This is a genomic window from Hydrogenobaculum acidophilum (assembly GCF_054656715.1).
Map to the genome: position 1 here is coordinate 10,612 of NZ_BAAHXP010000016.1, position 21,179 is coordinate 31,790.

The 21,179-nt window shown below is 36.5% G+C and carries 28 protein-coding genes and 1 tRNA gene; 14 read left to right on the forward strand and 15 right to left on the reverse strand.

Annotation, left to right across the window (positions count from 1 at the left end):
* Positions 1–20: 20 nt before the first annotated feature.
* The 3 genes from ilvD to ACYQZV_RS07685 are packed head-to-tail and all read left to right on the forward strand — an operon-like array spanning position 21 to position 3,281.
* Positions 21–1,685 (forward strand): dihydroxy-acid dehydratase, encoded by a 1,665-nt coding sequence (gene ilvD, locus ACYQZV_RS07675; protein WP_459894673.1) that lies wholly within the window; start codon positions 21–23, stop codon positions 1,683–1,685.
* Entirely contained in the window at positions 1,685–2,815 is a 1,131-nt protein-coding gene (tgt, locus tag ACYQZV_RS07680; RefSeq protein WP_459894675.1) for a tRNA guanosine(34) transglycosylase Tgt, read from the forward strand. The genes ilvD and tgt overlap by 1 nt, the downstream gene beginning before the upstream one ends.
* 16 nt (positions 2,816–2,831) lie before the next feature.
* On the forward strand, positions 2,832–3,281 hold the full coding sequence (locus ACYQZV_RS07685) for a hypothetical protein (protein WP_459894677.1): 450 nt from the start codon (positions 2,832–2,834) through the stop codon (positions 3,279–3,281).
* On the opposite strand, the gene aroD is transcribed toward ACYQZV_RS07685, so the two are convergent.
* The 3 genes from aroD to ACYQZV_RS07700 are packed head-to-tail and all read right to left on the reverse strand — an operon-like array spanning position 3,269 to position 6,044.
* Complete coding sequence (gene aroD / locus ACYQZV_RS07690; protein WP_459894680.1) at positions 3,269–3,922, reverse strand: type I 3-dehydroquinate dehydratase; 654 nt, start codon at positions 3,920–3,922, stop codon at positions 3,269–3,271. The genes ACYQZV_RS07685 and aroD overlap by 13 nt on opposite strands.
* On the reverse strand, positions 3,922–5,079 hold the full coding sequence (gene aroC / locus ACYQZV_RS07695; protein ID WP_459894683.1) for a chorismate synthase: 1,158 nt from the start codon (positions 5,077–5,079) through the stop codon (positions 3,922–3,924). Before aroC ends, aroD begins: the two co-directional genes overlap by 1 nt.
* Before the next feature lie 26 nt (positions 5,080–5,105).
* The gene (locus tag ACYQZV_RS07700; protein WP_459894685.1) at positions 5,106–6,044 is read right to left on the reverse strand and encodes a hypothetical protein; all 939 of its coding nucleotides are present in this window, start codon (positions 6,042–6,044) and stop codon (positions 5,106–5,108) included.
* Between the two features lie 123 nt (positions 6,045–6,167).
* Between ACYQZV_RS07700 and ACYQZV_RS07705 the strand changes: the two genes are divergently transcribed.
* Positions 6,168–6,240, forward strand: a tRNA-Arg gene (locus ACYQZV_RS07705).
* Positions 6,241–6,242: 2 nt separating this feature from the next.
* Here the strand turns inward: ACYQZV_RS07705 and ACYQZV_RS07710 are convergent.
* The 7 genes from ACYQZV_RS07710 to ACYQZV_RS07740 all read right to left on the reverse strand — a co-directional run bounded on the left by ACYQZV_RS07710 (position 6,243) and on the right by ACYQZV_RS07740 (position 9,193).
* Positions 6,243–6,755, reverse strand: a complete 513-nt coding sequence (locus tag ACYQZV_RS07710) for a gamma carbonic anhydrase family protein (protein ID WP_459894688.1) — start codon at positions 6,753–6,755, stop codon at positions 6,243–6,245.
* A 29-nt stretch (positions 6,756–6,784) separates the two neighbouring features.
* Positions 6,785–7,234, reverse strand: a complete 450-nt coding sequence (locus ACYQZV_RS07715) for a NifB/NifX family molybdenum-iron cluster-binding protein (RefSeq protein ID WP_459894690.1) — start codon at positions 7,232–7,234, stop codon at positions 6,785–6,787.
* Positions 7,235–7,315: 81 nt separating this feature from the next.
* Positions 7,316–7,543: a hypothetical protein gene (locus tag ACYQZV_RS07720; protein ID WP_459894692.1), complete on the reverse strand. Its 228-nt coding sequence runs from the start codon at positions 7,541–7,543 to the stop codon at positions 7,316–7,318.
* 15 nt (positions 7,544–7,558) lie between these two features.
* Positions 7,559–7,699, reverse strand: coding sequence for a hypothetical protein (locus ACYQZV_RS07725; protein ID WP_459894694.1), 141 nt, complete (start codon positions 7,697–7,699; stop codon positions 7,559–7,561).
* A 122-nt stretch (positions 7,700–7,821) separates the two neighbouring features.
* Complete coding sequence (locus ACYQZV_RS07730) at positions 7,822–8,355, reverse strand: hypothetical protein (RefSeq protein ID WP_459894696.1); 534 nt, start codon at positions 8,353–8,355, stop codon at positions 7,822–7,824.
* 11 nt (positions 8,356–8,366) lie between these two features.
* Positions 8,367–8,561, reverse strand: a complete 195-nt coding sequence (locus ACYQZV_RS07735; RefSeq protein ID WP_459894698.1) for a hypothetical protein — start codon at positions 8,559–8,561, stop codon at positions 8,367–8,369.
* A gap of 47 nt (positions 8,562–8,608) precedes the next feature.
* Positions 8,609–9,193 (reverse strand): hypothetical protein, encoded by a 585-nt coding sequence (locus tag ACYQZV_RS07740; protein WP_459894700.1) that lies wholly within the window; start codon positions 9,191–9,193, stop codon positions 8,609–8,611.
* 171 nt (positions 9,194–9,364) lie between these two features.
* On the opposite strand from ACYQZV_RS07740, the gene rfaD reads away from it, so the two are divergent.
* The 8 genes from rfaD (at position 9,365) to ACYQZV_RS07780 (ending at position 14,938) form a co-directional block, all read left to right on the forward strand.
* Positions 9,365–10,297 (forward strand): ADP-glyceromanno-heptose 6-epimerase, encoded by a 933-nt coding sequence (gene rfaD, locus ACYQZV_RS07745; RefSeq protein WP_459894702.1) that lies wholly within the window; start codon positions 9,365–9,367, stop codon positions 10,295–10,297.
* Complete coding sequence (gene cysM, locus ACYQZV_RS07750; RefSeq protein WP_459894704.1) at positions 10,294–11,259, forward strand: cysteine synthase B; 966 nt, start codon at positions 10,294–10,296, stop codon at positions 11,257–11,259. Before rfaD ends, cysM begins: the two co-directional genes overlap by 4 nt.
* A gap of 1 nt (position 11,260) precedes the next feature.
* A complete protein-coding gene (locus ACYQZV_RS07755; protein WP_459894707.1) occupies positions 11,261–11,776 on the forward strand; it encodes a YceD family protein in 516 nt (171 codons plus the stop codon).
* A complete protein-coding gene (gene rpmF / locus ACYQZV_RS07760) occupies positions 11,757–11,939 on the forward strand; it encodes a 50S ribosomal protein L32 (protein ID WP_459894710.1) in 183 nt (60 codons plus the stop codon). The genes ACYQZV_RS07755 and rpmF overlap by 20 nt, the downstream gene beginning before the upstream one ends.
* Positions 11,940–11,946: 7 nt before the next feature.
* Complete coding sequence (plsX, locus tag ACYQZV_RS07765) at positions 11,947–12,963, forward strand: phosphate acyltransferase PlsX (protein WP_459894712.1); 1,017 nt, start codon at positions 11,947–11,949, stop codon at positions 12,961–12,963.
* A 2-nt stretch (positions 12,964–12,965) separates the two neighbouring features.
* Positions 12,966–13,877 carry a beta-ketoacyl-ACP synthase III gene (locus ACYQZV_RS07770; protein WP_459894715.1) on the forward strand — a complete coding sequence of 304 codons (912 nt, stop codon included), beginning with the start codon at positions 12,966–12,968 and terminating at the stop codon, positions 13,875–13,877.
* Between the two features lies 1 nt (position 13,878).
* Entirely contained in the window at positions 13,879–14,304 is a 426-nt protein-coding gene (locus tag ACYQZV_RS07775; RefSeq protein WP_459894718.1) for a hypothetical protein, read from the forward strand.
* A 64-nt stretch (positions 14,305–14,368) separates the two neighbouring features.
* Complete coding sequence (locus tag ACYQZV_RS07780; RefSeq protein WP_459894721.1) at positions 14,369–14,938, forward strand: sulfite oxidase-like oxidoreductase; 570 nt, start codon at positions 14,369–14,371, stop codon at positions 14,936–14,938.
* 1 nt (position 14,939) lies between these two features.
* Here ACYQZV_RS07780 and ACYQZV_RS07785 read toward each other — a convergent pair whose 3' ends face one another.
* From ACYQZV_RS07785 to ACYQZV_RS07800, 4 genes are read right to left on the reverse strand one after another with little or no spacing between them, the layout of a single operon-like run.
* Positions 14,940–15,842 carry a Ppx/GppA phosphatase family protein gene (locus ACYQZV_RS07785; RefSeq protein ID WP_459894723.1) on the reverse strand — a complete coding sequence of 301 codons (903 nt, stop codon included), beginning with the start codon at positions 15,840–15,842 and terminating at the stop codon, positions 14,940–14,942.
* A 1-nt stretch (position 15,843) separates the two neighbouring features.
* Positions 15,844–16,059 (reverse strand): hypothetical protein, encoded by a 216-nt coding sequence (locus ACYQZV_RS07790; protein ID WP_459894726.1) that lies wholly within the window; start codon positions 16,057–16,059, stop codon positions 15,844–15,846.
* On the reverse strand, positions 16,056–16,967 hold the full coding sequence (locus ACYQZV_RS07795; RefSeq protein WP_459894728.1) for an AAA family ATPase: 912 nt from the start codon (positions 16,965–16,967) through the stop codon (positions 16,056–16,058). Before ACYQZV_RS07795 ends, ACYQZV_RS07790 begins: the two co-directional genes overlap by 4 nt.
* A gap of 20 nt (positions 16,968–16,987) precedes the next feature.
* The gene (locus tag ACYQZV_RS07800) at positions 16,988–18,910 is read right to left on the reverse strand and encodes a GGDEF domain-containing protein (RefSeq protein WP_459894731.1); all 1,923 of its coding nucleotides are present in this window, start codon (positions 18,908–18,910) and stop codon (positions 16,988–16,990) included.
* Positions 18,911–19,223: 313 nt separating this feature from the next.
* On the opposite strand from ACYQZV_RS07800, the gene ACYQZV_RS07805 reads away from it, so the two are divergent.
* Together ACYQZV_RS07805 and recR are read left to right on the forward strand one after the other, a co-directional pair.
* Positions 19,224–19,502 (forward strand): hypothetical protein, encoded by a 279-nt coding sequence (locus ACYQZV_RS07805; RefSeq protein WP_459894733.1) that lies wholly within the window; start codon positions 19,224–19,226, stop codon positions 19,500–19,502.
* On the forward strand, positions 19,492–20,091 hold the full coding sequence (gene recR / locus ACYQZV_RS07810; RefSeq protein ID WP_459894736.1) for a recombination mediator RecR: 600 nt from the start codon (positions 19,492–19,494) through the stop codon (positions 20,089–20,091). The genes ACYQZV_RS07805 and recR overlap by 11 nt, the downstream gene beginning before the upstream one ends.
* Positions 20,092–20,094: 3 nt before the next feature.
* Here the strand turns inward: recR and ACYQZV_RS07815 are convergent, their stop codons facing one another.
* A complete protein-coding gene (locus ACYQZV_RS07815; RefSeq protein ID WP_459894738.1) occupies positions 20,095–21,174 on the reverse strand; it encodes a type IV pilus twitching motility protein PilT in 1,080 nt (359 codons plus the stop codon).
* Positions 21,175–21,179 lie beyond the last annotated feature (5 nt).

Here is a 21,179-nt window from a genome sequence, read left to right on the forward strand (position 1 = left end):
AACTTTTGGAGGTTTTTCATATGAGAAGCGATATTATACAAAAAGGCTATGATAAAGCTCCACATAGGTCTTTGTTAAGAGCTTGCGGTTTTAAAGATGAGGATTTTGGAAAGCCCATCATAGGCGTGGCTAACTCATACATAGATATAGTCCCAGGACATGTGCATCTTAGAGAATTTGTAGAGCCTATAAAAGATGAAATAAGAAAAGCCGGCGCTATACCGGTGGAATTTAATACTATAGGCGTAGACGATGGTATAGCTATGGGTCATTATGGTATGCACTATTCTTTGCCAAGCCGTGAGCTTATAGCGGATGCTATAGAAACAGTTGTAGAAGCTCATCAGCTTGATGGTCTTATCTGTATTCCAAACTGCGATAAGATAGTCCCAGGTATGCTCATGGGGGCCATGAGAGTAAATGTGCCTACAGTATTTATAAGCGGTGGACCAATGGCAGCCGGAAAGCTTGGGGATAAAAAGATAGATTTGGTGTCTGTGTTTGAGGGAGTAGGTAAGCTAAACAAAGGCGAAATAACAGAAAAAGAGCTTCTTTTGATAGAGCAAAACGCTTGTCCCTCTTGTGGTTCTTGCTCTGGGCTTTTTACCGCAAACTCTATGAACTGTCTTACCGAAGTGCTTGGTCTTGGACTTCCGGGAAACGGTACCATACTTGCCATAGACCCAAGAAGGGAAATGCTTGCAAGACAAGCGGCAAGACAGGTGGTAGAGCTTGTAAAGATAGATTTAAAACCAAGGGATATAGTCACAAAAGCCTCTTTTGATAACGCTTTTAGAGTGGATATAGCTATGGGCGGGTCCTCAAACACGGTGCTTCATCTTCTTGCCATAGCAAGAGAAGCTGGCATAGAGTATAAGATGGAAGATATAGATAAAATCTCAAGGGAAACGCCTACTCTTTGCAAGATATCTCCTTCTTCAGATTATCATATGGATGACCTTGACAGGGCTGGTGGCATAAGCGCTATCATGAAAGAGCTTCTTAGAAATGGTCTTTTAGACGGCAAGCAAAGGACCGTTACCACCAAGACCATAGAAGAAATTGTAAAAGATGTAGAAATAATGGATGAAGATGTTATAAGAAGAATAGATAACGCATATTCAAAGGATGGCGGACTTGCTATATTATTTGGCAATTTAGCACCCAAAGGGAGCGTTGTAAAAACTGCCGGCGTTGCAAAGGAAATGCTTCAATTTAAAGGAAAAGCCATTTGCTTTGATTCTGAAGAAGAAGCCATAGAAGGTATAAGAAATGGCAGGGTAAAACCAGGGCATGTGGTGGTGATAAGGTACGAAGGTCCAAAAGGTGGTCCCGGTATGAGAGAGATGCTAAGCCCTACTTCTACCATTATGGGTATGGGTCTTGGAAGCTCTGTAGCTCTTATCACGGATGGAAGGTTTTCTGGTGGTACTAGGGGGGCTTGTGTGGGTCATATTTCTCCAGAAGCCGCCTCTGGTGGTCCTATAGGTATCGTACAAGATGGTGATGAGATTCTTATAGATATACCAAATAGAAAATTGGAACTTTTAATACCTCAAGAGGAGTTTGACGCTCGTTTAAAAGCTTTTAAACCAAAAGAAAAAACCATAAAAAGCTCCTGGTTAAAGCGCTACAGTAAATTTGTAAAAGATGCATCAGAAGGTGCTATACTCTCAGCGGATTGATGTTTAAGATAGAAAAAACCGATGGTTTAGCAAGGGCCGGTGTACTTTCTACGGCCCATGGCGATATACTTACACCAGTTTTTATGCCGGTGGGTACCAAAGGCACTGTAAAAGCTATGACCCACAAGCTACTCGATGAAGTGGGCGCTCAGATTATCTTGGGTAATACTTATCATCTTTATTTAAGACCGGGTCCTGAGCTTATAGAAAAGTTTGGCGGACTTCATAAGTTTATAAATTGGGATAAGCCTATTCTTACGGACAGTGGTGGTTTTCAGGTGTTTTCTTTGTCAAAGAAAAATAGCCAAAATGTAAAAATATCAGAAGAAGGGGTTTACTTTAAAGACCATCTTCAAGGAGATAGGCATCTTTTTAGCCCTGAAAGGGTGATAGAGATACAAGAGATTTTTGGCTCCGATATTATAATGCCTATAGACGAATGCATATCTTTACCTGCTTCTTACGAATATACAAAAGAAGCTCTTTATAGGACCATAAGATGGCTAGAGCGTTCTAAAAAAGCTAAAAAAAGAAAAGACCAAATGCTTTTTGGTATAGTCCAAGGAGGCGAGTACAAAGATTTGAGAAAACTCTCTGCAAGATTAACTGTAGAATTTGATATGGACGGGTACTCCATAGGCGGATTGTCTGTGGGTGAATCAAAAGAGATAATGTATTCTATGACTATGGCAGTAATAGAAGAGCTTCCTTTTGAAAAACCTCATTATCTTATGGGTGTTGGAAAACCAGAAGATATTTTAGAAGCTATATCTCTTGGTGTAGATATGTTTGACTGTGTGATACCCACTAGAAACGCTCGTACCGGGCTTTTATACACATCCAAAGGAGAACTCGTTCTAAGACATGAAAAATATAAAGAGGATCCAAGACCTGTAGATGAAGAGTGTGATTGCTATACTTGTAAACATTTTTCAAGGGCATACCTTAGACACCTTTTCATGATGGAAGAGATATCCTCTTATATTTTAAACACTATCCACAATCTTCACTTTTTCTTAAATCTCACTAAAAAAGCCAGAGAAACTATAGTGCAAGGCAGATTTTCAGATTTTAAAAATGAAATGTTGGAAAAGTTTAATATAAAAAATCATAGTATAAATGTGAGTTAAATCTAAATTTTAAGCTATGAATTTAAAATCTTGGAGTTATTACATACAGTTAAGGGCTTACGATGAAAATGGTAATGTAAAAGAAGACTCCGCTCTTTACATAGTGGGACTTCCAATTACTGATGATGTCTTAAAAGCTGTAGAAATGGAATGCTATGCTCAAAACTATATACCTCAAGAGTTTGCCATAGCTTACGGTAAAGCTTACGCCATAGGCACCGATATAGATATAAAAAATTTAGGTGACTATAGGTTAAACGTTTACGATAAGGAGACAGACCTTTATATATTCAATGAAAACGTCAATTTTCACGAGGGTTTAGAACAAGTTTTTAGGATTTTACTAGAACAATCTTTCAAAGATTTTGAACCAAGCAAGGTAGAACCCGTTATAGATGTAGGTATCCCCCCTATTGAGACCTTAAGAGAGGTCTTTGATAGGGTTATAGTGGACTACCTTAAGTAAAACATCTCTTTTAACCTTATCATTTCTTCTAACGAAAGCTGGCCTGGTGCGTTTGGTTTTTCCAAATATGCGTAGCTTATAAAAGACCCAAAGATAAATCCAGCTATCCTTGAGATTTTGCCAAACTCACCCATTGATATCAAAATCTTTGGTGTTTTTACATCCTGAGTATTACACATAAGCCTTGCTACATCTTCGTAAGAGTTTGCCTTCAAAGCGATTTTTGGTATATCACCGTACCTTAAAGCCTCTCTTATCGTTTCTTTTATAATGAAATTTGCCGGTGTCATCTCAAAGTTGTGATAAGAGACTATGAGCTTTTTGTCATATTCTTTGGAAAGCCTCGATATGTGAGTTATTATATCTATTGAGGAAAGCTCTATGTCTGTGTAATCAGACAAAGGCATAAGCTGTTCAAACATACTAAGCCTGTTTTCTACGTAAGCCCCTCCTTCTTTTTCGCTTCTTATAGTTAGTATAGTTTCAAAGCCCTTTTCTTTTGCCTTTTTTAAAAGCCCCGATACAAAAGCTATATCTTTGTTAGTAAAAGAATCTACTCTAAACTCCAAGATATCAGCTTTTTGAGCTTTTAATAAAATTTCGTCAAAACGTTCATCGGTTATAGGTATAGCTATCTTCATCAGAAAGACCTCACATAATCAAGATATTGGTTGTAATTTATTATAAGCTCTTCCATAGAATCAGCACCAAATTTTTCTAATATGTGATGAGCTATCACAAAGCTAAGCATAGCTTCTCCTACCACAGAAGCAGCGGCTATAGCTGTTACATCGCTTCTTTCTTTGCTAGCTTTTATAGGTTCTTTTGATATGATATCAACGCTTCTTAAAGGGTTCATAAGAGTGGGTATAGGCTTCATAGCAACCCTTACCACTATAGGCATTCCGTTTGTCATGCCTCCTTCTGTACCGCCTAGATGGTTTGAATATCTTGTGTATCCGTTGTTGTATCCTATCTCATCCATCACTTCAGAGCCAAAAAGCGTAGCTCCTTTAAAACCAAGACCTATCTCTACCCCTTTTATCGCTTGTATGCTCATCATGGCTTTGGCTATGTCTCCGTCTATTCTCTTGTCCCATTGAATGTAAGAGCCAAGACCCGGTGGTACATTTACAGCCACTACCTCAAATACCCCACCGAGGCTTTCTCCTTGCTCTTTTGCTTTGTCTATATACTCTATCGCCTCTTGGTCTTTGGATGGGTCTACAAACCTTATGATGGATTTTTCGGCTTCTTTAGCGTTTGTGGCTGGGTCATCAGAAGGTGGTGTTGCAGATATCTTTCCTACGCTAAGCACATAGCTATAAACTTCTATGTTTAAAGCTTTTAACAAAAGCTTACAAAAAGCTCCTATTGCCACCCTTGAAGCGGTTTCTCGAGCGGAAGCTCTTTCTAATACGTTTCTTAAATCTTTCTGATTGTATTTGATACCCCCCACCAAATCCGCATGACCAGGTCTTGGTCTTGTAAAATCTTTAAAATCTTCTGGTTTTTGGCCAAAGGGTGCCATCTTGTTTTGCCAGTTTTCCCAGTCCTTGTTTTTTATCTCTATGGCTATAGGAGCACCGGTGGTTTTCCCAAACCTAACACCTGATAGTACGTTGGCTCTATCTTGCTCTATAGCCATACGGCCACCCCTTCCATATCCCCCTTGCCTTCTTCTTAACTCGCTGTTTATAAAGTCTATATCTACCTCAAGGTTTGATGGTAAGCCTTCTAGTATGGATATTAAAGCTTGGCCGTGAGACTCTCCTGCACTTAAAAATCTTAAACCCATTTAATAATTATATCAAAAGCCAAACACTAAAAGCTATAACTTACACTAGCGCTAAACATATACGGTGCTACAAGTTGATAACCGTTTACATGGGTGTATATTGGAACTTGTACATCTGTGCTTACATTGTAGTTTCCAAACTTATACTCTATGCCGGGTGCTATAAAAAGCCTTTGGAAACCGCTATCGTTTGGTAAAGCGTCCGAGCCATCGTCTCTGTTTCTTACAGAGTATATGGCTTCTACAAAGGGTGCTAAGTGTGTTTTTTGCATAAAGCCAATATAATAACTTCCCAACGATACGTTGTAAGAATCCCCAGGATGGTATTGTCCGCCGTCGGACTCGTCAGTTGCATAAAAGTTGTGTCTATACATACCCTCGCTAAACCATTGGAAATTTTGATTTATATAACCAAAGTGATAATAACCAAGAAGCATACCCAAAGACCCGTATCCGGGTTGAGTATCTGGGTCTTCTATTTTAAGGTTTGTGAGGTTGTGAGGACCTGTTGGTAGTATCAAACCAAACATTACACCTGTACTCATATCTGGTGAAAACCCGGAATATATACCCATTATCCTTATATCCGCCAATGTAAAATGTTCCGTGGAGGCCAAATTTGGATTTTGGTCTACTTGTCCTGGTGTACCATTTAAATCTGTTTTAAAGTATCTGTCCCAAAATGGTATTTCTATGTGAATTCCCCAGCTTCTGTTAAACATACGCTGGTATCCTATGGTAAAAAAGTTTGTTCTTATCTTTTTATCTGGGTTTAACGCGCCATCTACTTTTGAAGTTCCATGCCAAGCCTCATCTTGGTCCATGAAGGTGTATTTGAAGAAAACCGTGTTTTTGGTGTTGGTGGGCATCATACTTGGCAATGTGACTTCAAACACTCCGCATCCGCAAGCGCAGGCAAAAACTGTTTTTGATACTAACAAGCCTAACCATCCTATCCTTCTCATGTTAAACCTCCTGTGATAAATTTATGTTATTATAACATGAAATTCTTTGTGAAATAAAGGGTATTTTTATGAAAAAACAAGATAGGTTATTTTTGGTTCAATCGATATAAAATAAATGTGAAAGTGTCTGTAGCTTAATGGATAAAGCGCAGGTCTCCGGAACCTGAGATTGCGGGTTCGAATCCCGCCAGACACGTATTAAACGTTATCAAGATATGCGTTTTTGTAATTTACATAGTTTAAAGCGGATTCTTTTATAAGCTCTATCTCCTCTTGTTTTAAATCTCTTACTATCTTAGCGGGAGCCCCTGCCACCAAAACACCGCTTGGTATATGTTTGTTTGGAGTGATAAGTGCCCTTGCTCCCACCAGCACAAAATCCTCTATCACGCTACCATCCATTATTGTGGCTCCCATTCCCACCAATACAAAATCCTTTATGGTGCATCCATGTATTATGGCCCCATGACCTATGGTAACATCGTGGCCTATGATGGTAGGATGTGTATCGTGAGTTACGTGTATCACAGAATTGTCCTGTATGTTTGTCCTCTTGCCAATTCTTATGTAATTTACGTCTCCTCTTATTACAGAACCAAACCATACGCTTACATCCTCTTCTAACTCTACATCTCCTATAACAAAAGCGTTCTCCGCTATGTATACACCTTTACCTATCTTTGGATATACGTTTTTGTAAGCTTTTAACATGAAAAGTATTATATCAAATATTGGCTATTTTAATGGTGATGATGGTGGTGATCACCGCAGCTAAACCTTGTTAAAAGCTCAAACTTATCGGGGGTTATCAACGTAAGCTCGTTAGATTCGTATTTTCTTAAAAGCTCATCAAAACTTATTTTGTCGTCTTCTGCAAAGTATACCTTCATTCCATTTGATACAGCTAAGTTGTAAGCTCCTTGTCCCATATGAAGTACTATCAGTTCTCTTACTCCAATAGATAGCAAGAATCTTACCACCATACCGCCTCTTTCCACTGGATTTCTTAGTGTTTTTACAGTTTTAGAGCTTTTATCGTAAAAAGCAAAAAACTTTACCTCTCCAAAAAGAGGAGATATTCTAAGAGGGGCCTTTTCTTTAGGAGCTTTTATGGGTATAGCCACATGGTTTTCGTAAGACTCAAAGTCTTCTGGTAAATCGTAGGTTTCTAACACTTGGAGTGCTTTCATAACATACCTCCTAAAAATTAGTTAATAACTACTAACTATAATTTAGTTAATTTTAAGAAAATATGTATGATGTATATCTTGTTAATTTTCTTTGTCTATTCTATCTTCTTCGTGTTTTACAATTTTAGAAAAAATAACTATTAAAAAGCCGCCTATTATAACGGTTTCTACAAGTCTTTGAGCATACATCTTAAATACATTTGGTACTTGTCCAGTTTGAAACATACAGTTGTAGCAATGTGTATGCCCTTGGTAAGGTGTACCTTCCAACATGTGTATAAAATGCAATATACTATGCCAAATATCCATTAGTTTATTATAAGTCTATTTGCTTTTAAAAGCTACGACAAGTATTGTAAGTATACCTATTAAAAATAGGATTGATAATGCTATCACCACGTCCCAAGAATAGTGAGAAAACACCATCTGTTTTACAGCAACTGATTTCCATGTATTCATATTCATAGTACTATTTTACAACATCAATATAAAATAAATATAAAAAGAGGGCAAAAGCCCTCCAAATATTTTGCTTAAGTAAATCTTCCAAAGGCATCTTTGTTCCAAGACATGTCTTGCGGTGGTGATTACATAGTTTCTTTTACCTTTATACCTTTTATCCTTGCATGCGCTGTGTATTCTATTTGTTTGATTGATTGAGATTGATTTTGAGGGTTTTTGTAGATAGTCTGCTGGTGTTTGGCTTTTAAAAGCATGAAACTAAATATTTTTACATCAAGAGAGCTAAGCATCGTAAGATATATAGCATATCCTAAGTAGTTTAAAATATCTTCTATGTAAGGGAGGGCACTACTCATATACCCTGTGTTTGATATGAGTTCTTTGAATAAATTAACAAAATCTTTTTTGGATATTCTGTTGGATGTAAGTTTTATAGCTCTAAGGCTTTGCAAAAACTTGACAAACTCATCGTCTAGTATGTTTGATGTTAACAAAAGTTCTGCGATATCTTTATCGTAAAGAGTATCGTATCCTACATAATTTGCCCAAACCTCTACTATGCTTGGTATATCATAGCCTATCAAAGACTTTATTTTGGCCCTTACATCTTGGTTGTCTTGGGATACAAATATTTTTTCCAAAAGTGTCTTTTCTTTCATAGTATTCTCCTTTACGCTATTTCTTCCAAATCTTTCAACACGCTTTGAAGCCTCGGGGTTATCTCTTCTAGTATGTCTAAAATCTCCAAAAACACATTTTTTTGATGAGGGTCTTTGGTGTTTTCTACAAGGATTTCTATGTCCTCTACAAGTTTTACAAACTTTGGTGTATCTTCTATAAGCAGGCTTAGTACTTTAAAATCCATAAAATTACCTCCTTTTTTAAAACCCCCAACGAGGGGGCAAAGTGCATTTAGGTGTTTGAAAGTTGGTCGCAAGAGCGGTATAGCACCACTTGGCCAGTTTTCCTATCTTTTTTGCTTCTTATCTCAGACTCTAACTTTCTTATGACACATCTTCCTACGTTGACTATATCTTGCTTGCCAGCGTTTGATAAAACCGTACCTATGTTTGGGGTTTTAGAGCTTGATTTTCTTCTTTTTTCCAAAGAGCTTATGATGTTTTGAATAGTGGTTTCTTGGTTTTGGTCTTTTAACTCTTTTAGGATGTCGTTTAAAATGCTTATCTCTTGGCTAGTTTTTGAGCTTTTAATAGAACTTTTCTTATGAGAAGATATTCTAAGCTCTTTTGCCCAGAATTTGAGTGCATCTGCTATTATAAGAGGAGTGCCGTTTATCACATCTCCGAAGACAAAGTAATATGCATCTTGGTTTTGGGGTAAGCTGGTGCTATTACCCATATCCACTACCGCCACAAACCTAGATAAAAGCTCGTATCCGCCAAACCTTAAAAGGTTTTGAACGGCTATTTTTGACCTCTCAAGGTCAAAGGTCTCTGTGATGGGTGCTACATGCGGCATTACAAACGTCTTTAGCATAAGCCTAACCTCCTAAAAGTGATATGTTAAATTTCTTTTAAAAGCCAAAAAACTAAGGGAAACCTGTCCAACGATGTCTAACACATTATATGATATATATCATTTTAAAATACTTAGATTTTTAATATATTTCAATCCTTACGAAGGCGTGTTTTAAGTTAAAATATTCTTATGAGAAGATTTCTAATAACAGGTGGAGCTGGTTTTATAGGCTCCAGGATAGCTTTAAGGCTTCAAGAGCTTTATCCAAAAGCTTATATCCTTATAGTGGACAACTTTTCCTCAGGGTACTTTAAAACTCTTTATGGTTTTAAAGGGGATGTGTTGGAAGGAGATATAAAAGATAAGGAGCTTTGGGAATATCTTAAAAAAGAATACACATCTTTCGAAACGGTGTTTCACAACGCTGCTATCACGGATACTACAATTCTTGATCAAAAATTTATGATGGATGTAAACACCAACAGCATGAAATACATAATAGATGCCTGTGTAAAATGGGATGCTAAACTTATATACGCATCATCTGCTGGAGTATACGGCAACACCAAAGCACCTATGAAAGAAGATGAAGGACTTATACCAGAAAACGTATACGGCTTTTCAAAGCTAATGGCTGATAACCTTGTGAAAAACAAGATGGAAGAATACCCGTCTTTTAGAGCTGTAGGTTTTAGATACTTCAACGTATATGGGATGGGTGAACAATACAAAGGCAAAACCGCCAGCATGATTTATCAACTTGCTATGCAAATGAAATCTGGCAAGAATCCAAGGCTTTTTAAATACGGAGAGCAAAAAAGGGACTTTGTATATATAGAAGATGTCCTTCAGGCAAACATAAAAGCTTTGGAAAGGTACGATGCTACTGGCATCTTTAACGTAGGCTATGGTAAAGCAAGAAGCTTCAACGATATAGTAAATATACTAAATAGGCTTATGGGTACAAACTACGAAGTGGAGTATTTTGACTGTCCTTATGAGTTTTACCAAAACTACACAGAGGCAGATATAAGCGCTATAAAACAAAAGCTTGGCTATGAGCCTAAGTATGATTTGGAATCCGGTATAGAGGATTATCTTAAAAACCTGAAAATTATATGAATTTAAAAGGTATATTTTGGGTATTAGGAGAACACGATGAACCTTATTTAAAACCAAGGGAAAGCTCTTTGGAGCTTGTGGGAAATACGCCTTTGGTTAGAATAAAAAAAGTTTTAGAGGCTTTTGATATAAATCCAAATGTTAAAATATATGCAAAGTTAGAATCTACAAATCCAGGTGGTTCTGTAAAAGATAGGGCTGCTCTTTCTATGTTTTTAAACGCTATAAAAAAAGGTATTATAAGTAAAGATAAGGCTGTAATAGATGCCACTTCTGGCAATACCGGTATAGCCCTTGCCATGGTGGGAGCTTCTCTTGGTATAAAAGTAGAACTTGCAATGCCATCAAACGTGAGTGAAGAAAGGAAAAAAATTTTAGAGGCTTACGGAGCCATTACTCATTACACGGACCCGTTGGAAGGTACAGATGGAGCTATCTTATACGTTAGAGACCTTGTAAAAAAATATCCAGATAAGTATGTGTACCTTGACCAGTACAACAATCAAGCCAATTGGCAAGCTCATTTTTATTCTACCGGTATAGAGATATACAATCAAACCAAAGGCCAGATTACTCACTTTGTAGCTGGCATAGGTACAGGCGGGACTATAATGGGTACTGGAAGAAGGCTGAAGGTTTACAATCCAAACATAGAGGTGATAGGCATACAACCCGCATATCCATTTCACGGCATAGAAGGACTAAAACACATAGAATCTTCTATAAAACCAGGCATCTTTGATGAAACGTTTTTAGACAGGACTATTTTTGTGGATACGGAAGAATCTTACGAACTCACTAGAAGACTTGCCAAAGAAGAAGGGCTTTTTGTAGGCCAATCTTCTGGAGCAGCTTTGGTAGGGGCTATAAAACTTGCCAGAGAGCTAGAAGAGGGACTTATAGTGACCGTGTTTCCAGATGGCGGAGATAGGTATCTTTCTACTAGGGTATGGGGTAAGTGATATGGAGCTTTTAAATCTTTTAGATATCTTTAAAAGCCAAAAAACCTATTCTTTTGAAGAAGATATAGATAGAAGTTTTTGGAAAGAAACTTTAGATGAAGATGTACTTGACGTTGTATCGCATGTGAAGATAAACATTGTGCCAAGAGGCTATATGAGGTATGAGCTATCTATGAGACTAGATGCCAAGATAAAAGCAAGATGCTCTGTCTGTCTTAAAGAATTTGAGTTTGATGTAGCCATAAATGAGGTTTTTGAGCTTTTAGACAAAAGCTTAGAAACGTATGTTAAATCTCATATGCTTACGGAGGAGGATTTTTATACTTATTACATAAATCAAGAAGAGTTTGACCCTTCTGAGATTGTTTTAGATACTCTGATGGGGTCTATGCCTATAAAACTTCTGTGTCAGGAATCTTGTAGTTTGCCATCAAAAGTTGAGCAAGAAAGCAAAAGTTTTGCTATACTTAAAGAGTTACTAACTAAGGAGGAAAAAAATGGCGGTACCAAAACGTAGGGCTTCTCGTTGGAGAAGAAACCAAAGAAGGGCACAAGCTTTCTTTGCAAAATTAAAATCTTTCAACGTGGTTAAATGTCCTAACTGCGGAGAATTTGCAGTGCCACATAGGGCTTGTCCTTATTGTGGTTATTACAAAGATAAGCAGGTATTAGAAGTATAAGCTGTAAATGGAAAGCTTCCGTATAGCGCTTGATTGTATGGGGGGAGACTATGCCCCTGATGAGATAGTAAAAGGTGGTATCTTAGCTTTAGAGGAGTTAGACTGCGAAGTTTTTTTTGTAGGTAAAGAAGAGACTATAAGACAAATATTAAAAAAGTATAAATTAAGAGAAGATATAAAGATTGTAAATTCTGAAGATTCTATTGAGATGAACTCATCCCCCTCTTCTGTGTTAAAAAGAAAGAACTCATCTTTGTATATAGCTGGAAAACTTTTGAAAGACAACAAAGCGGATGCCCTTGTATCTGCTGGCAACACCGGCGCTGTACTGGCGGTAGGTAAGTTTGTGGTAGGAGCTTCTGAGTTTTTAGAAAGACCTGCTATAGCGGTGGCTCTTCCAAACAAGCTTGGCAAGAAAACGGTATTGGTGGATGTAGGAGCAAACGTAGACAGTAGGCCAAGGCATCTTCTCGATTTTGCCATCATAGGACATACCTATGCAGAGGAGATATTAGGTGTTAAAAACCCTACCATAGGTATTTTGAGTATAGGAGAAGAGGAGGGAAAAGGTAACGAACTTGTGAAAGAGACGTTTCCTCTTTTAAAAGAAACAAAGTTAAACTTTAAAGGTAATGCTGAAGGTAGAGACATATACAACGGAACTTTTGATGTTATAGTATGCGATGGTTTTGTAGGAAATATAGTGTTAAAAGCTTCAGAAAGTCTTGGTATGGCTCTTATAGATATGATAAAAGAAGAGGTGATGAAAAGAAGCATAAGTAAGCTCGGTGCTTTTTTGATGAAACCAGCTATAAACGCTTTTAAGAAAAAAGTAGACTTTGAAGAATACGGTGGTACACCGCTTTTAGGAGCAAAAAAACCTGTTATAATAACACACGGTAGAGCCAACGCAAAAGCTATAAAAAACGCCATTAAAATAGCTAGGGCATTTTTATCTCATCACTTTAACGAAAGGATGAAAGAAAACTTTGTAAAATATATAGAACCTATTTTAAAGGAGTGATAATGGGCGTATCTATAAAGTCTATAGGCGTTTACGTGCCTTCTAATATTATTACCAATCACGATTTAGAAAAAAATATAGACACTTCCGACGAATGGATTACCACGAGAACTGGTATAAAAAAAAGACATGTAGCGAAGGATGAATCTATATACGATATGGCTATAAAAGCTGGAAAGATGGCTCTCGAAAAAGCCGGTTTAGAAGAGGTAGACCTTATTATAGTGGCCACTTTAAGCCCTGAGATGCTTTTTCCTTCTGTGGCTTGTGTGATTCAGCAACATATAAAATCAAGGTTTGCTTTTGATATTTCAGCTGCTTGTAGCGGATTTTTGTATGGACTTGATATAGCAAAATCTTATATAGAAAGCTCAAATGTAAATTCAATACTTCTTATAGGAGCAGAAAAGCTTTCTTCTATAGTGGATTGGACTGATAGGAGCACATGTGTATTGTTTGGAGATGGGGCTGGAGCTGTTGTCATTACAAAAGGAGAAGGAGATATACTATCAAGCATCATGTTTTCTGACGGCAAGTACAAAGACTTGCTTTACGCTGAAAAGTGTGGTTATATAAAGATGAACGGAAAAGAAGTGTTTAAATACGCTGTAAGAAATATGGAAGTTGCTTGTAGGATGGCTCTTGAGAAAGCAAACGTCAGCATTGACGATATATCTCTTGTAATACCTCATCAAGCAAACGTACGTATCATAAATGCCTTGGCCCAAAAGTTAAATATTCCTATCCAAAAGGTATATGTAAACATAGAAGAGTATGCAAACACCAGTGCTGCTTCTATACCAATAGCGATGTATGAGGCTTTTGAGAGGGGTATGTTAAAAAGAAAAGACAAGGTCCTCTTGACTGCTATGGGCGGTGGGCTTACGTGGGGAGCAAGCGTGCTGGAGTTTTAATATGGGGAAGGTTATAAGATTTAACCAAGATGAAGATTTTAACGAAGAGCCAGAAGAAAAAAGCTTAGAAGAGAAAGAGCCAAACGATAATTTGCAGGACTTTCCGCTATTTTTAAAAGACCTAAAGGAATATATTCTTGGATACTATCCAAATACCATAAGCGATATACTTGGTTTTAGCGGTTTTATTAAAAACGACAGCCCTTATGTTTTTGTTGGATATGTGATATGGCAAGATAAAAAGGGAAACTATTCTACAACGCCTTTGATAGCCATGTTTAGAAACCAAGACAAAAGGTTTTCTTTTTTAAATGCCAAAAACCACTATTTTGACCCGACAGTGTTAAAATCAGATATTGAAAATTTAGGCATAAACATAGAAGAGATATACAAACATCTTAACGAAGAGATAAGCAAACTAACTTAAAACACTGCTAAAAATCTAATAACACAATCATGGTATATGTATGCGTAAAGTGTAAATTTGTTTTATGGAAAAAGATAGGTTACCAAAGGGGCAAAAGTGGATTTCAAAACCGGTAGTTTATGACATAGTAAGAGATATAAAAGATGTAGATTTGTCTAAATATAGGCTAAAGTTTTTTGGCTTTTTAGAAAATCCTATAGAACTTACCTACGATGAGTTTGTATCCATGGCAAAGGATAAAGTGGTGGCTGATTTTCATTGTGTTACCACTTGGAGCGTAAAGGATATTGTGTGGGAAGGCGTAAAGACCAAAAAGATATTAGAGCTTGTAAAACCCACAAAGGAAGCCAAGTTTGTGATGGCTCACTGTCTTGAAGGGTATACCACCAACTTTCCTATAGATTATCTTTACGACGAAAACTCTATATTGGCTTATAAGATGAACGGTGAGATTATACCAAAAAGGCATGGTTTTCCCATAAGGCTTGTGATACCTTCTTTGTATGCTTGGAAAAGCGCCAAATACTTAGAAGCTCTTGAGTTTATGAGCGAAAACAAAAGAGGCTTTTGGGAGCTAAGGGGTTATCACGACGTAGGAGACCCTTGGAAAGAAGAGCGTTTTAGCGAAGATTGATTTATATAAGTCCTGCCGCTTTTAAAAGTATAGCGTGTTTTAGTCCAAAGTCGCTTATTATAAGGTAGTCTTTTTCAAAAAGCTCTAATGTTTTATAAAAAATAGCTATGCCAGAGACTATTGCCTTTGCTCTTTTGTCCTCTATCTCTTTGTATTTTTTTCTTTCTTCTGTGGGTATTTTTACCAATCTCCAAAACCAGTCTTTCAAAGCTTCAAAAGAAAGGATTTTACCGTGTATTATGTTGCCGCTGTATGGATAAACATGGTAGTGTAAAGCTGCTATGGTGGTGATGGTCCCGCCTATTCCCACTATGCTGTCCACTGGTCTTACTATCTGTTTTATGCTTTTTTCAAGAAAATCAAAAAGTGCTTTTATCTCTTGCTCAGTAGGCGGGTCGTGCTTAAAAAACTCTTCTGTTAGATTTACTATACCAAAGGGAAGCGAGTTTGCCGACACAATCTCAGAGCTCTTCCCATAAACAAACTCTGTGGAACCCCCACCTTGGTCTATTACAACTATATCTTTTTTTAATCCCAAAGAAAATGCGCTGGCTTTAAAAGAAAGCTCTCCCTCTTCTTCACCAGATATTATTTTTACGTCTATACCTACTTCTTCTTTTACTCTTTTTATAAACTCATCTTTGTTTTTAGCTTTTCTTAGGGCTTCTGTGCCTACTGCAACAATATTTGAAGCTTGATAGCTGTTTATGATATTTTTAAAATCTTTGAGGGTATCTATCGCTTCTTTTATCTTTTCTTCTTTTATAATAGAAGTCTCTTTTACGCCTGTACCTATTTCTACTATATTGCCTTTTTCAAAAAGCACTTCAAAGGGATTTGTTTTTGCTATGCCAAGCCTTATGCTGTATGAACCTATATCTATAGCTGCTACTATATTCGCCATTCTATTTTTTTAAAAGCCCTAAAATATATCCTATAATAAAACCTATTACAAGTGCACCCGTAAGCCAAACTCCAATAGGATAATAAATAGTGTGATAATAATATCCATCTATCACAGGGCTTAGCTTTAGTGAAAATAGGCTATTTTTGTTTAACCATGTTATATAGGCAAGTATCGCTACCACCACAAAAAACAATATTCCATAAAAGGTTTTCATAATTTTACCTCTTTTAGTATCTCTTCTATTATAATATAGTTTTTTCTTTGGGAAGGGTCATCTGTCAACATCCTATGGGCAAATACCATGGGTGCTAGTTCTACTATGTCAAAAGGCGTAACAAAATCCCTATCCATCATAAAAGCGTAAGACTTTGCCAAATTTATCATCTGAAGGGTCCCTCTTGGTGATACGCCTACGTACACATCTTTGTGTTTTCTAGTTTTTTGTACTATAAACATCAAAATATCTGCTACTTCCTCTGAGACATGCATGTGTCTTACATGTTTCATGATATCTAAAACGTCTTGTTTGGTAAGGACAGATTGGATGTCTGGTATTCTATCGGCAGGATCTCCATTTAAAATCATAGACTTTTCTACTTCGTAAGGTGGATATCCCATAGATATTTTTATCATAAATCTATCCAACTCTGATTCTGGTAATGCAAAAGTACCATAGCTATCCATAGGGTTTTGAGTGGCTATTACGCAAAATATATCATCTAGTTTATGAGTTTTACCATCTATGCTTACCGTTTTCTCTGCCATGGCTTCTAACAATGCGCTTTGGGTTTTTGGCGGTGCTCTATTTATTTCATCTGCTAATATTATATTGCTAAATATGGGACCTGGTCTAAACACAAAATCTTTTTTCTTTTCGTCGTATATATATAAACCTACGATATCTGAGGGCATTAAATCAGAAGTAAACTGTATTCTATTAAAAACTAAAGACATGGCCTTTGCCATAGAAATAGCTAAAGTAGTCTTCCCAACCCCTGGTACATCTTCTATGAGAATATGCCCACCGGCGAAAAATGCAGCCAGAACATATCTTATAGCTTTCTCTTTTCCTTTTACAATTCTTGATATTTCAAATTCTACTTTTTTAGGATTTATCGCCATAAAGTTAGATATATTTTATATCAATATTCTTCTTCTTGCCACATATCTTTTTGATATCTTACTACTTTGTTTCTGCCAGATTCTTTTGCTTTGTAAAGAGCTACATCGGCAAATTTTACCGCTTGCCAGAATCTGTCCGTATCTGTGGGTATCTCTGATACTCCTATGCTTATTGTCTTTTTTATGGTAGTCTTGTTTGGCAGACTTATCGCTCTATTCTCTACATTTTTTCTTATTTTTTCTGCAATGTGTTCGCTTTCGCCCGGTTTTACATTTGTTAAAAGCACTAAAAACTCCTCTCCACCAAACCTAATAGGTATATCGGAGCTTCTGATAGATTCTTTTATAGCTTGGGCCACAGATTTTAACACCATGTCCCCGGCATCATGACCATATGTATCGTTTACCTCTTTGAAGTGGTCTATATCCAATATTAAGATACCAATAGTTTCATTTTTTCTCTTGGCGTTGTTTAGGATAGGCTCTATGGCTTCTTCTATGTATCTTCTATTGTAAAAGCCCGTCAGTTGGTCTTTTATAGACTGCTCTTTTAGTTTTTCCATTAAAAGCTTGGATTCCATCACGGGTATAGCTTCATCTATATATCCTTTTATATAAGGTATTATCATATGCACAAAATCTTTCATGTAGTTTTCGTATACAATCTGTAGTACGTTGTGTACGTGTCCATTTAAATATATGGGGATACAGTAGTATTCTAAATCGTCTTCTTGCTTTTGAAATTCAGCGTACTCTTTTATAAAACATTTGCATACGTTTGGAAACTCGTCGCTATCGACATCTGCGCCAGTTCTATAGGCTCTGCAACAGCTGTTATCTTTTAGGATATCTTCTTTACACCACAGATTTTCTGTACCGTTTACGAATATTAGCTTCATTTTATCGTAGTTTACTTCGTATAGGCTAAATTTATCTAACGCCATATAGTTTTCTAGGATTAAGCGTAGCCTTTCATATATATCTTCTTTAGAACTATCTTTTTCTATAGTCTTTTTGAATTTGTATATATTTGCTAGCTCTGTCACTATTTTATCGGTGTCTTTTATGGTGTTGCCGGAATTCATAACGTCGTAGCCTATAAGTATAAAAGCTTTTTGATGTATGCTGTTTAAAGCGTTGTGCAATATCTCAACCATTTTGTTAAAAAATATTACTACCTTACCAGCTTCATCTATCATCTCATTGCTTTCTAATATACCACCATCATTTATCTTAGCTTCTTCAAATCGTCCTTCTTGTAATAGCCCAAAGCTTTTTATAAGCTTATTAAACATGTCTATGTATGGTTTTGAGAATCTAAAAATAGAATAAGACAATGCACCGAAAAGTCCAACGAATATCAACAGTGTTGTTAGCATCACTAAAAACGCTTTATATCTTATTTCTGTGACATCAAGGGTTATGTCTATTGCACCCAGTACCTGACCATTTTGAACTTCATGGCATTGAAGGCAATTCACGATGCCTTTGTTTGAGGCTTTGTAAGGAATTATATCTCTAACAAGTACTTTTGATGGACTTTCGTATATTTTGTAAATGGGCTTTCCTGTTAAAAGTACAAGTTTTTCTAAGTTATCAATTGGTTGCTCCGTTGGAAGTCCTGGACCAAACTGTTTGTCCACCGCTTCTCCCCTTACTATGTGTATGTTTGTTACGCCCTTTGCTCGCTCTAACCTTTTGATATAAGATTCTCTATCTTTGATAACACCCATAACCATCAAAGATGTTAAACCGTCTCTTACGATACTAGCTACGGTGTTGGCTTTTGACAAGGCGTATCTTATGCCCTGTTCTCTGAAGGATATAGCGAATATACCCTCCATTATAACCACGGTTGATATCATAAGTACAAGTAGTCTAAATACAAGCTTATGGGTTATAGACGTGGCTATAAACCTTTTTATTTTATAAAGCGTTTGCATAGTGTTATATTATATTACAAAACAACATTAGATAGTGTGTTATTTTTCTTCTTTATACAGGCTAAATATAAAAAATCCTCCCAGTAAAAACATTATTGTTAGTATGCCTATTAAAATCTTTATGTATATCATTCCATCTTTGTAAATACGTATATAAAGCCAAACACTATAGGTATAAATATAGGTGCTATCACAAAAGCCCAAAAACTAAATTCTTCCATAAAAACCTCCTTAAAGACTATTATAATAAAGCATTGTGCAAATTTTATAAATTTTTGTGATATAATCTTAAGCTATGGATATAATAAGCATGATGAAGCAGCTTAAGAGCTTGGAGTTAGAGTATGAAAAGCTGAAAACCGAACTTGCTTCTAAAGAGCATATGTTAGAAAGAGCAGGTATTACTATAAAGTTTGATGGACTTGGTAATATAAAAGATTTTAACATATCAGAAGACGTATCTTCAAAACCTATAGCAGAATTTAAAGATGATTTAAAAAGTCTCATAGAGGAATATCAGGATATGGTTAAAGAAAATCTTACCAAAGCCATGAAAGATAGATTTTTAGGGAGTCTTCCTTTTGGCCTTTGAGGATTTTATACCAAAAAACCTTCTAAAAGCTTTTGAAAATATAAAATATATACCGGGTTATGGAGAAAAGAATGCTTCAAGGTTTGTATATGGCTTTTTAAAGTTAGATGAAATAAAAAAAGAGAGCATAGTAAAAAGCTTAGAAGGTCTTTTTTCTATAAGACAATGCAAAGAATGCAACATACTTACAGACCAAGAGGTTTGTGCTATATGTTCAAATCCAAAAAGAAGCAAAAAATATATAGCCGTCGTAGAAGAATCTCAGGATGCCTATAAGATAGAAAAATTAGAGCGATTTAAAGGTGTATATCATATTTTGGGTGGTCGTATAAGCCCATTAGAGGGTATAGCGCCAGAGGATTTGAGTATAGAGCTTTTGAAAGAAAGAATAAAAAAACACAATCCAAAAGAAGTTATAATAGCTACAAATCCAAACCCAGAAGGTGAGGCCACCGCCAATTATCTTATAAAGATACTAAAACATTACAACATAAAAATTACCCGCATAGCTACTGCTATTCAATTTGGCACATTAATAGAGTATGTGGATGACTTGTCTTTGGAAGAAAGTATAGAAAGAAGAACTTGATGTTTATTGCTCTTCGTACGATATCCCCATCAACCTTGCAAGTTCTTTTGGGTCTGGACTATACTTTAGAGCGTCTTCTTTTGTGATAAGCCCCATACCGTAGAGCTTTCTTAAATGCTGGTTCATAGTTTGCATTCCAGTTTGAGCTTGACCTGATTGCATAAGAGCATACGCTTGGGGCAGCTTATTTTCTTTTATAAGGTTTCTTATACCTGCATTTGGTATTAAAAGTTCGTAAGCTAAAACCCTACCCCCGCCTATTCTAGGTAAAAGCCTTTGGGATATAATACCTTGAAGGGATATGGATAACTGCGTTCTTATCTGGTCTTTTTCTTCTGCACTAAACACATCTACAATCCTGTTTATGGTGGATATGGCTGTGTTTGTGTGAAGTGTACCAAATACCAAGTGCCCTGTTTCGGCTGCACGGAGCGCCATCTCTATAGTTTCTCTATCCCTCATTTCTCCCACTAGTATTACGTCTGGGTCTTCTCTTAAAGCGCTTCTTAAAGCATCAGAAAAACTTGGTACATCTTGACCTAACTCCCGCTGGTTTACAATACCTTTACTATGCTTAAAAAGATATTCTATTGGGTCTTCTACGGTTATAACGTGAACTGGCTCATTATCAAGTATATATTGTATCATGGATGCCAAAGTTGTGGATTTACCGCTACCAGTAGGTCCTGTAACCAGTACAAGTCCCATACTTCTTTTGGTAAGCTCCAGAACCTTTACGTCTAATCCCAGTTTGGTTATATCTTTTATATCGCTTGCTAGATACCTTAACACCATGCTTATGGAGTCTCTTTGTCTAAAGACATTTACCCTAAATCTACCCAAATTATGGATGCCAATGGAAAAGTCCGCTGCATTTTTCTCTTCAAAAATCTTTTTGTATTTTTCAAGCATAATACCGTAGGCTAAGGCTTGTGTATCCTCAGGTCTTAAAATGTCATACTCTTCTAAAAACCTTATCTTGCTATCTACTCTTATGGCTGGTTTGGATCCTGCTACTATGTGAATATCACTACCTCTATTTTTTATAAGTATTTCTGTTAAAGTGCCTATATCAAGTTGCATATGTC

Coding starts and splice junctions, on each gene's coding strand:
- ilvD (WP_459894673.1), top strand. CDS start 21: ATGAGAAGCGATATTATACAAAAAGGCTATGATAAAGCTCCACATAGG.
- tgt (WP_459894675.1), top strand. CDS start 1,685: ATGTTTAAGATAGAAAAAACCGATGGTTTAGCAAGGGCCGGTGTACTT.
- ACYQZV_RS07685 (WP_459894677.1), top strand. CDS start 2,832: ATGAATTTAAAATCTTGGAGTTATTACATACAGTTAAGGGCTTACGAT.
- aroD (WP_459894680.1), bottom strand. CDS start 3,922: ATGAAGATAGCTATACCTATAACCGATGAACGTTTTGACGAAATTTTA.
- aroC (WP_459894683.1), bottom strand. CDS start 5,079: ATGGGTTTAAGATTTTTAAGTGCAGGAGAGTCTCACGGCCAAGCTTTA.
- ACYQZV_RS07700 (WP_459894685.1), bottom strand. CDS start 6,044: ATGAGAAGGATAGGATGGTTAGGCTTGTTAGTATCAAAAACAGTTTTT.
- ACYQZV_RS07710 (WP_459894688.1), bottom strand. CDS start 6,755: ATGTTAAAAGCTTACAAAAACGTATATCCAAAGATAGGTAAAGGTGTA.
- ACYQZV_RS07715 (WP_459894690.1), bottom strand. CDS start 7,234: ATGAAAGCACTCCAAGTGTTAGAAACCTACGATTTACCAGAAGACTTT.
- ACYQZV_RS07720 (WP_459894692.1), bottom strand. CDS start 7,543: ATGGATATTTGGCATAGTATATTGCATTTTATACACATGTTGGAAGGT.
- ACYQZV_RS07725 (WP_459894694.1), bottom strand. CDS start 7,699: ATGAATATGAATACATGGAAATCAGTTGCTGTAAAACAGATGGTGTTT.
- ACYQZV_RS07730 (WP_459894696.1), bottom strand. CDS start 8,355: ATGAAAGAAAAGACACTTTTGGAAAAAATATTTGTATCCCAAGACAAC.
- ACYQZV_RS07735 (WP_459894698.1), bottom strand. CDS start 8,561: ATGGATTTTAAAGTACTAAGCCTGCTTATAGAAGATACACCAAAGTTT.
- ACYQZV_RS07740 (WP_459894700.1), bottom strand. CDS start 9,193: ATGCTAAAGACGTTTGTAATGCCGCATGTAGCACCCATCACAGAGACC.
- rfaD (WP_459894702.1), top strand. CDS start 9,365: ATGAGAAGATTTCTAATAACAGGTGGAGCTGGTTTTATAGGCTCCAGG.
- cysM (WP_459894704.1), top strand. CDS start 10,294: ATGAATTTAAAAGGTATATTTTGGGTATTAGGAGAACACGATGAACCT.
- ACYQZV_RS07755 (WP_459894707.1), top strand. CDS start 11,261: ATGGAGCTTTTAAATCTTTTAGATATCTTTAAAAGCCAAAAAACCTAT.
- rpmF (WP_459894710.1), top strand. CDS start 11,757: ATGGCGGTACCAAAACGTAGGGCTTCTCGTTGGAGAAGAAACCAAAGA.
- plsX (WP_459894712.1), top strand. CDS start 11,947: ATGGAAAGCTTCCGTATAGCGCTTGATTGTATGGGGGGAGACTATGCC.
- ACYQZV_RS07770 (WP_459894715.1), top strand. CDS start 12,966: ATGGGCGTATCTATAAAGTCTATAGGCGTTTACGTGCCTTCTAATATT.
- ACYQZV_RS07775 (WP_459894718.1), top strand. CDS start 13,879: ATGGGGAAGGTTATAAGATTTAACCAAGATGAAGATTTTAACGAAGAG.
- ACYQZV_RS07780 (WP_459894721.1), top strand. CDS start 14,369: ATGGAAAAAGATAGGTTACCAAAGGGGCAAAAGTGGATTTCAAAACCG.
- ACYQZV_RS07785 (WP_459894723.1), bottom strand. CDS start 15,842: ATGGCGAATATAGTAGCAGCTATAGATATAGGTTCATACAGCATAAGG.
- ACYQZV_RS07790 (WP_459894726.1), bottom strand. CDS start 16,059: ATGAAAACCTTTTATGGAATATTGTTTTTTGTGGTGGTAGCGATACTT.
- ACYQZV_RS07795 (WP_459894728.1), bottom strand. CDS start 16,967: ATGGCGATAAATCCTAAAAAAGTAGAATTTGAAATATCAAGAATTGTA.
- ACYQZV_RS07800 (WP_459894731.1), bottom strand. CDS start 18,910: ATGCAAACGCTTTATAAAATAAAAAGGTTTATAGCCACGTCTATAACC.
- ACYQZV_RS07805 (WP_459894733.1), top strand. CDS start 19,224: ATGAAGCAGCTTAAGAGCTTGGAGTTAGAGTATGAAAAGCTGAAAACC.
- ACYQZV_RS07815 (WP_459894738.1), bottom strand. CDS start 21,174: ATGCAACTTGATATAGGCACTTTAACAGAAATACTTATAAAAAATAGA.